Origin of the sequence: Cerasicoccus maritimus, assembly GCA_031296935.1 — a bacterium.
In the GTDB taxonomy this organism is placed as follows: domain Bacteria; phylum Verrucomicrobiota; class Verrucomicrobiia; order Opitutales; family Cerasicoccaceae; genus Cerasicoccus; species Cerasicoccus maritimus.
The window spans coordinates 12,908-25,033 of sequence record JAVDPD010000001.1 but is presented as its reverse complement, the minus strand read 5'-3'; the positions used below and the strand labels follow the sequence as shown (position 1 = coordinate 25,033).

Below are 12,126 nucleotides of genomic sequence, written 5' to 3'. Positions count from 1 at the left end.
CACGGAGGGATTCTTTAAATAGAATTCCAAGTTTAACGCTCTGCGATCTCCGCGTCCTCTGCGTTCTCAGCGGTTAAAAAACACGCATCCAATTGCCGCGTCTACCTAGCCGCGCTTCAGCTCCACGATCGTTGCGCCCCAGCCGCCGCCGGATTCCCCAGCCAACTGGAAGCTCGCGACCATGTCGTTCTTGCGCAGTTGCGCGTGGACCAGCTCTCGCAGCGCGCCCGTGCCCTTGCCGTGGATCACGCGCACTTGGAATATGTCGCGCGCCAGGCATTCCTCAAAGTAGGCTGGCAACAGCTCCTTCACATCGCGCGGAGAAAACGTGTGCAAGTCCAGCACGCCGTCGATCGGCAGCTCGATGGGGTCATCGAAATCGGGCTCATCCATTTCGCAATTCAATCACACCAAGCAGCAACCGCAAGCCTGCTCGAGCAAATTGCAACACAGGCTTGTAATCCGGTTTTTAATAGGTTTTATTACACCCATGCCAAAAGTCACTTTTCAAAAAAGTGGCGTCACCACGGACTGGGACGCCGTCGAAGACAGCCTGTTGGAACTGGGGGAATCCCAGGGCCTCGACTTGGATTTTGGCTGCCGCGCGGGCAATTGCACCATGTGCCAACACAAACTCGTGTCCGGCGAGGTCGACTACCCCTTTGGCCACGCCGCCGACCCCGACGAAGGCAACATTCTCCTGTGCTGCTCCACGCCAAAAACCGACGTGGTCATCGACGCCTAGGCGGTAGGGACGGTTGCCTCAACCGTCCACGAGTATTTTGGGAAATTTCCCCGTAAAGGACGGTTGAGGGCAACCGTCCCTACCCGATATTTTACCGTTGAGCTTCGCGCTCAAGCGGATTGAGTGGTTCCTTTGCCCGAATTAACCATGAGCAAGCAATTCTACATCACCACCGCAATCGATTACGCCAATGGCTCGCCTCACATCGGCCACGCGTATGAGAAAGTGCTCACCGACGTGATCGCCCGCCACCGGCGATTGAGCGGAGACGCCGTGTACTTCCTGACCGGCCTCGATGAACATGGGCAAAAGGTCCAAATGACCGCCAACAAGGAGGGCATCGCCCCGCAGGAATACTGCGACGCAATCGCCGAGAAATTCCAGGGCCTCTGCTCCACGCTCAATATTTCCAACGACGACTTCATCCGCACCACACAGGCGCGGCACAAGGATGTCGTCCGCCAGATCCTGCAGGACCTCTTTGACAAGGGCGAGATCTACCGCGCCGACTACAAGGGCTTCTACAGCAAGCGCCAGGAGCAGTTCCTTCAGGAGAAGGACAAGGTCGACGGCGAGTGGCCGGAAATCTTCGGCGAAGTCGAGGAGTTCTCCGAGCCTGCCTACTTCTTTAAGCTCAGCCAATATCAGGACTGGCTCATCGATTTTCTCAAGACCAATGAGGACTTCGTCTTCCCGCGCTTTCGCCAAAAGCAGGTGCTGGAATTCCTCAAGGAGCCGCTGAACGACCTCTGCATTTCGCGCCCGAAGGAACGCCTCGAGTGGGGCATCCCGCTGCCGTTCGACGAAGACTTCGTGTGCTACGTGTGGTTCGACGCGCTGACCAACTACATCTCCGCCGTCGGCTACGGCCAGGACGGCTTTGCGGAAAAGTGGCCCGCCAACTTCCACGTGATCGGCAAGGACATCCTTGTGCCGCCGCACGCCGTTTACTGGCCCATCATGCTGCACGCCGCCGGCATCCCCATCCCGAAGCAGCTCCTGGTGCACGGCTGGTGGAATATCTCCGGCGAGAAAATGTCCAAGACGCTCGGCAACGTCGTCGACCCGATTCAGCTCGCTGACCAGGTTGGCCCGGACGCCGTTCGCTACTTCTTTATCCGCGAAATGAATGTCGGGCAGGACAGCGATTTCTCCGCTGACCTCCTCCTCACGCGTTACAAAACCGACCTCGGCAACGACCTCGGCAACCTCGTTTCGCGCCAGCTCAACATGGGCGGACGCTACGCCGACGGCAAGGTCCCTGCAGCCACCATCGACGAAGAGCCCGAGCAGGAGCTCAAGAAGGTCTGGGACGAAAACACCGCGACCGTCATCGAGCAATACGAAGGTTTCCAATTCCACCGCGGCCTCGACACCGCGTGGGTCTGCATCCGCGCGTGCAACCGCTATCTGGAAGTGCGCCAACCGTGGAAGCTCGCCAAAAGTGAAGACGCGACCGACAAGGAGCGCGTGCTCACCTCGCTGGCTTACGTGGCTGAGTCCCTGCGCCTCGCCGCCACGCTGCTCACCCCGGTCATGCCAACGATCAGCGCCCAGATTCTGGAGCTCGTCGGCGCCGATTCGGTAACCGCCTACGAAGGCAACCTGACGTTTAATGTCGGCACGCTCGAAGGCCGCAGCCTCGGCGAGAAAACGATTCTCTTCCCGCGCATCGAGGGCTAAGCATGACTTCGCCAAAGGTAGGGACGGTTGCCCTCAACCGTCCGCCACATAAGATTGGCCAACGAATTGAAACAAGGACGGTTGAGGGCAACCGTCCCTACCTCTTTGCCTGATGGAACTCGTCTCGCCGGATAAATTCTCGCAACGCGACCCGAAAGCGCTCGCGGAGTTTTTGCTTCACGTGCGCGAGCGCGCGCGCCAGAAGCAGCATCCGCAGCTGGCGAGTATTTCCCTGCGCGCGAAGCACCTCGATCCGCTCGCGGTGTTGCAGTCGATCTACGAGCCGACCGAGCGCCACTTCTACCTGGAGCGACCACAGACGGAAGAAGCCATCGCCGGCGCCGAGGCATTGCTTGAAGAAGAAATCTCCGGGCCCGACCGCTTCGCCATCGTCCGCAAGTTTGCCGACCACATATTGGACAACACCGTGGCCATCGGCGACCTCGATGCCCCCTTCGCCGGCCCGCATTTCTTCACCGCCTTCACCTTCTGCGACGACGCGGAGGGAGACGACGCCTACTTCGCGCCCGCCACGATTTTCATCCCGCGGTGGCAGGTGGCGCGCCGCTTAGGCGAGTATGTCGCGACGGCAAATCTGATCATCGAGCCCGAGAGTGACATCGCAACTTTGTCTCGCAAAGTATTGGCCGCGCACGCGAAGTTCGGCCGCTTTGATTACGACGAAATGTCCGGCGACGACAACCCGCCGCCCTCCGTCGTGGACCGCGAAGACGTCGGCGGTGAAGGCTGGTTTGCCTCCGCCGTGGACCATGCCCTGCAAAACATCGACATCAATGTTTACCGCAAGATCGTGCTCGCCCGCGCGGTCGAACTGAAGGCCGACCAACCGTTCCGCCCGCTCGAAACGCTGGCGCAGCTGCGCGACCGTTTCCCGTCGTGCTACGCGTTTTCTTTTGCCAACGGCGAAGGCCAGAGCTTCATCGGCGCCACGCCCGAGCGCCTGCTCCGTGTCGAGTCCGGCCGCTTGTTCACCGAGGCCCTCGCGGGCTCCGCGCCGCGCGGTGAAAATGTCCGCGACGACGCGCGCCACTCCTCGGCGCTCATGAACAGCGAGAAGGATTTGCACGAGCACCAGTGCGTCGTCGAGGCCATCATCAAGCGCCTCGGCGAAGTCGATCTGGTCGTGAAGCCGCCGAGCAATCCGCGCCTGCTCAAGCTGCCCAACGTGCAGCACCTGTGGTCGCCGATCAGCACCGACCTGACGCAAGATCAGGACATCCTGGCCATCGCTTCCAAGCTCCACCCGACACCCGCCGTCGGCGGCCAGCCACGCGAAGCCGCCCGCGCTGACATTGCGCGCATCGAAAACTTTGACCGTGGCCTCTACGCCGGTTGCCTTGGCTGGTTCGACTATCATGGCGACGGCGAGTTCGTCGTCGCCATCCGCTCCGCGCTCATCGACGGCCAGCGCGCGCGCCTTTACGCGGGCTGCGGCATCGTCGCTGGCTCCGATCCGGAGATCGAAACGCAAGAAACAGATTTGAAATTGAAGCCGTTGCTTGATTCTCTTCAGTAATGCACCCTCTACTGCGCGCCAATCGCAACACCGTCTGGGCCGGACTCATCGTGGAATCTCTGGTCCGCTGTGGCTTGCGTCGAGCGATCATCAGCCCAGGCTCCCGCTCCACCCCACTCACCCTCGCTTTCGCGCTGGATAACCGCATTGAGTCGACCCCGATTCTCGACGAGCGCAGCGCCGCGTTTTTCGCTCTCGGTTGCGCCAAACAATCCGGCGAGCCTGTGGCCCTCGTGTGCACCTCCGGCACCGCCCCCGCCAATTATTTGCCCGCCATCATCGAGGCGCACTACAGCGGCGCGCCGCTCATCGTGCTGACCGCCGACCGCCCACCCGAGCTACGCGACTGCGCTGCTGGCCAAGCCATCGACCAAGTCAAACTCTTCGGCGAATACGCGCACTACTACCACGAGCTCGGCCTGCCGCCGATGAAGCGCCAGCTCGACGAGCGCCACGCCTACCTCGTGCGCATGGTGCAGCATACCTGCGCAGTGGCCACGCACCTGCAGCCCGGCCCCGTCCACCTGAACATCCCTTTCCGCGAACCGCTCGCACCCGTCGAAGGACCGCTCGGCGCTCCCTTCCCCGCCATCGATTTAAAGAAGCTTCCGTTTTCCGAGCCGCCGGTTACGCCGCTGGAGTCGAAGTTTGCTGCGGATGACCTGCCCTTCGCCGAACGAGACGATGTGCTCGTGGTCGTTGGCCCGCCGGAGACGCGCTACACCGACGAAGACCGCCAGGCCATTGTTAAACTTTGCAATGCAAAATCTTGGCCGCTCGTTTGCGATGGCGCCACTGGCCTACGCGGACTGACCAGCGAATGCGAGACCATCATCGCCGCCTACGACGCCATTCTGCGCGACACCATGAAGCGCCACGAGTTGCGCCCCGGCGCGCTGCTCTTCATTGGCCAGTTGCCCACCAGCAAAGTACTCCGCAGCTTCCTGCGCGAATGCAGTCTGCTGCCCAGTTGGCGCCTGAGCCCCAGCAAGCTCAACCTCAACGCCAGCTACGCGCCGGTGCAAACGATTCCCATCCGCCCGTCGCAACTTACTTTGCCAGACAAAGTAAAACCGCAGACTGAGTTTGTCGGCAAATGGGTCGTCATGGAAAACGCACAGCAGCGGTTCTTCAAAAAATTCTTCCGCGACTGCACGGAGCTTTTCGAAAGCAAGCTCACGCCCGTGCTCGCCGGATCACTGCCCGCCGGCACACCAATTTGCGTGGCCAGCAGCATGCCAATTCGCGACATCGAATTCTTCTGGCCCGCGAACAAAAAGGCGTTCGAGTTTGTGGTCAACCGCGGCGCCAACGGCATCGATGGCACGCTGTCCACGGCACTCGGCATGGCGCAGGCCTCGGACAAACCCGGCGTACTGATCACCGGCGACCTCGCATTTTTGCACGACTCAAACGGCCTGCTAACGAACCCGGAATTCAAGGGATCGCTGACGATATTTTTAGTCAACAACAACGGTGGCGGCATTTTTGAAAAGCTGCCAATCTCGGAATTCGAGCCACCGTTCGAACGCTTTTTCGCGACGCCGCAAAACATCGACTTCGCCAAACTTGCCGCAGCGCACGGCATTGTCCACCACACGCCGAAGAATTGGGACGACGTCAAGACCCTCGCGCGCAAGCTGCCCAAAAGCGGCATCCAGATCATTGAGCTGAAAACCAACCGCAAGGCCGACATGCGCCAACGAGGCGAGTTGCTCGGACCCGCGTAAAATAGTTAGAGTCATTAGGCAGAGATTACGTTCATTATAATCAACGCCTCCGCTTGTAATGGCGCGGCATGGCCCGCAAGAGTAAGCTGTCTTTGGAGATAATCCAATGAACACACTGCTTATTAAGACCTGTTTGGCTCAAATGCTGAATGCTAATATCGAGACTCCACGCTTGCGGGACGATGGCGAGGGCCTAGGCTCAATCGCCAAAACCATGCCACTCCTCACCGCCATCGTGGAGAACCTTGCCGAGCGTCTTGCCGCCCGCAACAGCGGCTGGGTGACCGCCAACGAAGTCCTCACCTACCTGCCCGTTTCCCTGGAAATGGTCACCGAAGTGATGGACGGCATGGTCGACCGCCAAGTCGTTTTTCATGGCGGTATCGACGGCCTGAACGTTTATGAGTTCTTCGAACTGATTGGCGAAAAAAGTGATGAGCCCATCGGCGGCAAAGACATTTACACCGGCGAAGAGCTCAACGATGCCGACGCCATTTTCTCGCCCGAAACACGCAAGCGGCTCGAAGCCGAAATCCGCGACCGCGCCCAAGTCGACGCCTGGCCGGCCAATGCCGTGTGGCAGCATGAGCTGCTTTACGTAACCGCCGGGGTCAACGGCCCAGTGCGCCTCGCGGAAGTCGCCGGGCACTCGCGCCTCACCTTGGGCCAAGTCAAAAACAAGCTCAAGTATCTGGCCAAGGCCAAGTATTGTGTGCTGGAGGAAACCGGCGGCCAATACAGCTATCGCTTCCCACAAATCCAATACTCGGCCGAAGCCTACCACGCTAACGACGAAGCCATCCGCCGTTACCCTTCATCGCGACGCGACGAATTCGAAGTCAAGATCATGAAGATGCTCCTGGCCTGGATTGCCATTGCGCTGGGCAGCCTCGCCGCAGCTTTTATTCTGCGCATTCACTTCTTTTTCCTCTTGTTGCTGGGCATCGGCATTGCCGCCGCCGCGACCTGGAAAATTCTCACGGCACAGGAAGTCATCGAGCCGAAGCAGCTCGCGTAATTTCAATAAACCCAACCAAGCTATGTCCTACCAAACACCACCTCCACTGCGCCAGCGCCGGCCTAGCGTCCTGCGGCACTTTAGCGGCACGATCATCCTTGTGCTCGTGGCGATATTCATGGTCGCCATCGCGCTGCTCTTCACCGTGCGCGTCGATAAAGTCGGCGGCACAGAAATCGGCGTGAAGGTTAACAACCTCACCGGCGGCATCACCGTCATCCCCGAGTCCGGCACCTACATCTACAACGGCTTTCTCAACAGCTTCTTCCTGCTCGACACCACCGTGCAGCGACTGGAGATGACGGCCGACGCCACCCGCGGCGCGCGCGACACCCGCGACGACCTGCGCATTAAAACCATCGACGGCAGCGACGTCTTCCTCGACCTGACGATCAACTACCAAATCCGTCGCGACAAGATCGAAGAAGTCGTTGAAACCAGCGGCCTCGGTGACGCCTATAAAGTCAAGTGGGTGCGCGACTACGCACGCTCCGTCAGCCGCACCGTCTTTGGCGAGATGACCACAGAGCAGTTTTACGACGCCTCCGTACGTAATGAAAAAGCGCTCAAGACCGAACAGGAAATGAACGAGCTGCTCAAGCCATTCGGCCTCGAAGTCACCCGCGTCATTGCAGAGAAGTTCCGCTTCCACTCGGAGTACGAAGAGAAGATTCGCTCGAAGAAACTCGCGGACCAGGAAGTGGAAGAACAGATGTCCAAAGCCAACGCCGCGAAGCAAAATCAAATCTTCCGCACCGTGGAAGCCACGAAGAAGAAGGACGTGCTTATCGCCACTTTCGAGGGCCAAATGCGCCAGCTGATCGTGCAAGCAGAAGCCGAAGCCAACAAGGCCATCAAAGGCGCCGAAGCTTACGCCATCGAAACCGAGCGTGGTGCCGATGCGAAGTTCTACACGCAGGAGCAAAACGCCAAGGCAATCCTCGCGCAGGGTAAAGCTCAGGCGCAGGCAACCGAAGTCATGGCCAATGCGCTGGAAGGCGAAGGCGGCCGCAACCTCGTCAAGATGGCCTACGCTGAACGCCTGCAAGGCATGAGCCTAACCGGCCAGCCTTTCACCATCAGCGGCGAAACCGAACGCTTCGCCACCGTGGATGAAGCCGCCGCCGCAACCAAGGCCAAGAAGGATAAAAACCAGTAATACGTGTTTTTAAACTACGAATGGCTCGAATGGGCGCGAATCTATGGCGACGAAATCAATAGAACTAAAAGACGAAAGCTACCAAATCGTTGGCGCGTGTTTCAATGTGCACAACGAAATGGGAAGCGGTTTCCTGGAAAGTGTCTATCAGGAGTGTCTGACAATAGAGTTCGAACGACTCGGAATTCCCTTTACCGCAAAGCAAAAACTAAGATTAGCCTTCCGCGGTCAGTCACTAACACAGCACTATGAAGCCGACTTTGTATGCTTTGAAAAAATCATTATAGAAATCAAAGCAGCCAAAACACTGGCCGATGAACACCGCGCCCAAATTCTGAATTACTTAAAAGCGACCGGCTATACTTTAGGCCTCCTCGTCAACTTCGGGCAGTCGGAAAAATTAGAGTACGAGCGCTTTGTTAATGATTCATCCTCACGGATTCGCGCTCATTCGCGCCATTCGTAGTTAACCCAAAATTCCCAACCATCTTTTTATCATGAAATTCATCAAAATCGGATCAGTCGGCGTGATCATCGCCATGCTCGGGGTGTTCGTGTTGTTCGCCTTGTTTATGATCAAACTCGAGCCGGGCGAAGTCGGCGTGCGCACGCAGCAATACGCCGTGCTCGGCAAGAAGGGCGTGCAGCCGGTGGACTACGGTGCCGGCTGGCACCGCAACCTGCCCATGCTCGACAATTGGAACGTCTTCGACTCCACTGTGCAGACCACCGAGTTCACTACCCAGGAGGAGCGCCAGGAACAGCGCGTGCGCTACTCGCTGTTTCGTCTGAGCAGCTCTACGCTTCCGCCCGACGGCCCAGAGCGCATCGAGCTCAAGCTGAAGGACGGCTATACGATCCAACTCGACGTAACGGTGAAGTATCGCCCCAAGCCAGGGGAAGTGCATGAGCTTTACAAGGCCTTTAACACCGAAATGCGCTACAAGGGCATTGTCCGTGACCAAGTGCAAAACACGCTGCGCAACGTCTTCGGCACCATGCGCACGGAAGAGTTTTACCTGCCCGATGTGCGCCGCGAAAAAACCGAGAGCGTGGAAGTCGCCCTACAGGAAGAACTCGACCGCAATCACATTGAGCTCATTGCATTGCTTGTCCGCGACATCTCCTTTGATAAATCTTACGAGCGCAAAATCCTCGATAAGAAGCTCGCCGACCAGGATGTGGAGCTCAATAAATCCCGCGCCATTGCCGAAGAAAAGAAAGGCGAGACGAATAAAATCATCGCCGAGACCGAAGCCATGGTTCGCGTGATTGAAGAAGAGAAAAAGGCCGAGCAGCTACGCCTCAAAGCCGAGACCGACAAGGAAGTCGCCACCATTCGCGCCGAGGCCGAAGTAACGGTCGCGCGCACTCAAGCCGATGCCGATCTCTACGCCCAAGAGTTACTCGCCAAAGGCATGCTACTTGAGCGCGAAGCCCAAGCCGAAGGCGAACGTCTGCGCGCTGCAGCCGTCCAAGGCAGCGGAGGCAAGAACCTCGTCGCCCTGGAAGCCATCGGCAACCTGAACCTTGGCGACATGACGATCTCCACGCTCGCCGTGCCGCTGCTCGATGTGGACCAGATGGTCAACCAGATGGGCGCTGCACAGGGCAGCAATTAATTCAGGTGTAGAGTATAGTCATCGCCCGCGAAGGAGCGCGACGTTCGCCGAGTTAGCAAACTAACTTTGCGATACAAAGCGTGATTTCGCGGGCTCTTACTTTGCGATGCAAAGTTTAAATCAATCCTCGTCTTCCACGACGGGGATTTTCTTTACGGCGGCCGAGAGCACGCGGCGCTCGTCGACTTCCTTCACGGTGATTTCCAAGCCGTATTCGTCGAGCGTGAGCGTCTCGTTGGTTTCCGCGATGCGGCCCAGTTCATTCGTAATGAGACCGCCGACGGTAGAAACGTCGTCCGTGTCGATCTGCACATCGAGCTCTTCTTCGAGATCGTGAATCGCCATGAGGCCGTCGACGAGGTATTCGTCCGGGCCGGTCTGGGTGAAGTCATCCGTCTCGGGGATATCAAACTCGTCTTCGATGTCGCCCACGAGTTCTTCCAAAATAGTCTCCAGCGTCACCACACCAAGGGCACCACCAAACTCATCGCTCACGAGGGCCATGTGAATCTTTTGCGCGAGCATGCGCTGGAGTGCTTCTTCGAGCTTGGTATCCGCACTAAAGCGCTCGATCTTGCGGACGATGTTGCGGAGATTAACGGTCTTTAAGTCGCCAGGGAAACGGAAGATGTCCTTGATGTGGATCAGGCCAACGCAGCGGTCGAGGTCGCCATCGCAAAGCGGGAAACGCGTGTGCCCGGTCTCGCGGGCGAGCGCGAGGTTTTCATTCAGTGAGTTATCGAGCGAAAACAGCTGCACTTGATTGCGCGGCAAGATGACGTCGGACACCTCCAGGTCACGCAGACGCAGGCTGTTGCGGAGGAGCTTGCGCTGGTAGGCCGACGGCGGTTCTTCGTCTTCGGCGAGGGCGCGGATCTGCACCTCGAAGTCCAACACGTTGAAGTCGTGCTCGAAGTTGAAGCCCATCAGCGTCACGATGCGGCGGGCCACTGCGCGCAGCAGTTTGAACCAGGGTAGCACGACTGCCACCGCGCCAATCACGAACCAGGACGACATCCGCAGCGCGCCCATCGGATTGGAAAGCGCGAAAGCGCGCGGGATCAAATACCCGCACACGCTGACCACCGACGCGGCCACAAGGAATGCAATGATCGCTTTAATCGACGCCCCAGGCTGCCCCTGGAAATACGTGATCTCCTGCATCGCAAAGCCGATCATCGGGAACAGCACGAGGCCGAGCGCCACCGTGACAGCCATGATGCCAAAGCGCATGACCGGAGCCGCCCAGTCCGTCTGGTTCAGCAAGTAGGCTACGCGTTTGCGCGAACGCAGTTGCTCAAGGTCGAACTCATCCGGGTCCGCATAACGCAGCTTGATGAGGCTGATCTCACATGCGACCAGCAATGCGTTGACAAACAGCAGGCAAATCAAGCCGCCGCCAAGAGCGAGAAATTCCGTTAAAGTCGTCTTCACCTCTATGGGCGCTCACTCGCGGAGTCGCCCGATTCTTCCCCCTCTAGAACAGCCTGCAAACACGTTAGCAGACGCGCGTTTTGCGTCTCCGTGCCGACAGTTATCCGGATGTGTTGAGTTAGCAGATATGGTTTCAACGGACGAACAATAATTCCTTCCTGCTGCAAGGTTTCGAATATTTGCCCCGGATTTTCAACCTTTAACAACACGAAATTCCCACCTTCAGCGCGGTATTCCAAGCCCAGCGCCTCAAATCCTGCTACTAGCTGCTTCAGTCCGGCGTCGTTGACCTGCTTGGCGCGGGCCACGTGATCGTGGTCTCTCAGCGCGGCCGTCGCGGCGGCCTGGGCAATCGCATTCACGTTAAATGGCGCGCGCAGGCGATTGATCAGCGAGATCAGCTCGGCATCCCCGTAAGCATAACCAATGCGGAATGCGGCCAAGCCGTAGATCTTGGAAAACGTGCGGCAGCAGACGACTTTCTTGCCCTTGGCAATGAGCGGACGCAGGTCCGGCGCGTCGTCGGAATATTCGGCGTAAGCTTCATCAAAGCAGAAGATCACGTGGTCCGGCAGCTGGTCGACAAACGCCTCCAGCGCTTCCTGGGTCAGGCAATCGCCAGTGGGGTTGTTCGGGCACGGGATGTAAACGAGCTTCGTCTTGTCGTTAACCGCCGCCAGCATCGCGTCGAGGTCGTGCCGCATATCGGGCATCGGGACTTCGACAGGCTTCGCGCCCGCCAGCAGCACACCGATCTTGAACGCAATAAAGCTCTGCGCGCCCATCACGGCTTCATCACCTGGCCCGCAAAAAGCCTGGCAAAGCAGCGTCACAAACTCATTGGAACCGTTGGTGATGATAAATTGGTCGGTCGCCAAATCAAACTTCGTGGACAGCGCCTCGCGCAGCCTCCAACACCCGCCATCTGGGTAGAGATGGGCTTCGCGCAAGGCTTTTTCCGCAGCCTCCATGCCCATTGGTGATGGACCCAGCGGATTTTCATTCGACGCGAGCTTGAGGATCGACGCTGCTTCGAGGCCGAACTCTCGTGCCACGTCTTCAATGGGTCTGCCCGGCTCATAAACTGGCTGTTTGAGCACGTCTGGACGAACTAGATCTGAGTATTTCATGGGGAAAGCGCCTAAAGTGCCCATTTTTAAGACGCACGCAAGCGCGCAGTGATGACTTACTTGAGCCT

The 12,126-nt window shown here is 58.4% G+C and carries 11 protein-coding genes; 8 read left to right on the top strand and 3 right to left on the bottom strand.

Features of this window, described 5'->3' with window-relative positions:
• Positions 1-105 precede the first annotated feature (105 nt).
• Entirely contained in the window at positions 106-393 is a 288-nt protein-coding gene (locus tag RBB62_RS00100; protein ID WP_309395811.1) for a Smr/MutS family protein, read from the bottom strand.
• A gap of 97 nt (positions 394-490) precedes the next feature.
• Here RBB62_RS00100 and RBB62_RS00095 point away from each other — a divergent pair, with 97 nt between their 5' ends.
• The 8 genes from RBB62_RS00095 to RBB62_RS00060 all read left to right on the top strand — a co-directional run bounded on the left by RBB62_RS00095 (position 491) and on the right by RBB62_RS00060 (position 9,494).
• A complete protein-coding gene (locus RBB62_RS00095; protein WP_309395809.1) occupies positions 491-745 on the top strand; it encodes a 2Fe-2S iron-sulfur cluster-binding protein in 255 nt (84 codons plus the stop codon).
• 147 nt (positions 746-892) lie between these two features.
• A complete protein-coding gene (metG, locus tag RBB62_RS00090) occupies positions 893-2,428 on the top strand; it encodes a methionine--tRNA ligase (RefSeq protein WP_309395807.1) in 1,536 nt (511 codons plus the stop codon).
• Positions 2,429-2,540: 112 nt separating this feature from the next.
• Positions 2,541-3,965 (top strand): isochorismate synthase, encoded by a 1,425-nt coding sequence (locus tag RBB62_RS00085; RefSeq protein WP_309395805.1) that lies wholly within the window; start codon positions 2,541-2,543, stop codon positions 3,963-3,965.
• Positions 3,965-5,695 (top strand): 2-succinyl-5-enolpyruvyl-6-hydroxy-3-cyclohexene-1-carboxylic-acid synthase, encoded by a 1,731-nt coding sequence (menD, locus tag RBB62_RS00080; protein WP_309395803.1) that lies wholly within the window; start codon positions 3,965-3,967, stop codon positions 5,693-5,695. The genes RBB62_RS00085 and menD overlap by 1 nt, the downstream gene beginning before the upstream one ends.
• A gap of 106 nt (positions 5,696-5,801) precedes the next feature.
• Positions 5,802-6,713 carry a hypothetical protein gene (locus RBB62_RS00075; RefSeq protein WP_309395801.1) on the top strand — a complete coding sequence of 304 codons (912 nt, stop codon included), beginning with the start codon at positions 5,802-5,804 and terminating at the stop codon, positions 6,711-6,713.
• A 22-nt stretch (positions 6,714-6,735) separates the two neighbouring features.
• Positions 6,736-7,872 (top strand): SPFH domain-containing protein, encoded by a 1,137-nt coding sequence (locus RBB62_RS00070; protein WP_309395800.1) that lies wholly within the window; start codon positions 6,736-6,738, stop codon positions 7,870-7,872.
• A 43-nt stretch (positions 7,873-7,915) separates the two neighbouring features.
• A complete protein-coding gene (locus tag RBB62_RS00065; protein ID WP_309395798.1) occupies positions 7,916-8,338 on the top strand; it encodes a GxxExxY protein in 423 nt (140 codons plus the stop codon).
• Between the two features lie 31 nt (positions 8,339-8,369).
• Positions 8,370-9,494: an SPFH domain-containing protein gene (locus RBB62_RS00060; protein WP_309395796.1), complete on the top strand. Its 1,125-nt coding sequence runs from the start codon at positions 8,370-8,372 to the stop codon at positions 9,492-9,494.
• Positions 9,495-9,614: 120 nt separating this feature from the next.
• Here the strand turns inward: RBB62_RS00060 and RBB62_RS00055 are convergent, their stop codons facing one another.
• On the bottom strand, positions 9,615-10,928 hold the full coding sequence (locus tag RBB62_RS00055; protein ID WP_309395794.1) for a hemolysin family protein: 1,314 nt from the start codon (positions 10,926-10,928) through the stop codon (positions 9,615-9,617).
• Between the two features lie 2 nt (positions 10,929-10,930).
• Positions 10,931-12,058, bottom strand: a complete 1,128-nt coding sequence (gene hisC / locus RBB62_RS00050; RefSeq protein WP_309395792.1) for a histidinol-phosphate transaminase — start codon at positions 12,056-12,058, stop codon at positions 10,931-10,933.
• Positions 12,059-12,126: the final 68 nt, after the last annotated feature.

Excerpts from the sequence above, each read along its gene's own strand:
- RBB62_RS00085 (WP_309395805.1), top strand. The coding sequence starts at position 2,541 with ATGGAACTCGTCTCGCCGGATAAATTCTCGCAACGCGACCCGAAAGCG.
- RBB62_RS00100 (WP_309395811.1), bottom strand. The coding sequence starts at position 393 with ATGGATGAGCCCGATTTCGATGACCCCATCGAGCTGCCGATCGACGGC.
- RBB62_RS00070 (WP_309395800.1), top strand. The coding sequence starts at position 6,736 with ATGTCCTACCAAACACCACCTCCACTGCGCCAGCGCCGGCCTAGCGTC.
- RBB62_RS00075 (WP_309395801.1), top strand. The coding sequence starts at position 5,802 with ATGAACACACTGCTTATTAAGACCTGTTTGGCTCAAATGCTGAATGCT.
- hisC (WP_309395792.1), bottom strand. The coding sequence starts at position 12,058 with ATGAAATACTCAGATCTAGTTCGTCCAGACGTGCTCAAACAGCCAGTT.
- metG (WP_309395807.1), top strand. The coding sequence starts at position 893 with ATGAGCAAGCAATTCTACATCACCACCGCAATCGATTACGCCAATGGC.
- RBB62_RS00060 (WP_309395796.1), top strand. The coding sequence starts at position 8,370 with ATGAAATTCATCAAAATCGGATCAGTCGGCGTGATCATCGCCATGCTC.
- RBB62_RS00095 (WP_309395809.1), top strand. The coding sequence starts at position 491 with ATGCCAAAAGTCACTTTTCAAAAAAGTGGCGTCACCACGGACTGGGAC.
- RBB62_RS00065 (WP_309395798.1), top strand. The coding sequence starts at position 7,916 with ATGGCGACGAAATCAATAGAACTAAAAGACGAAAGCTACCAAATCGTT.
- menD (WP_309395803.1), top strand. The coding sequence starts at position 3,965 with ATGCACCCTCTACTGCGCGCCAATCGCAACACCGTCTGGGCCGGACTC.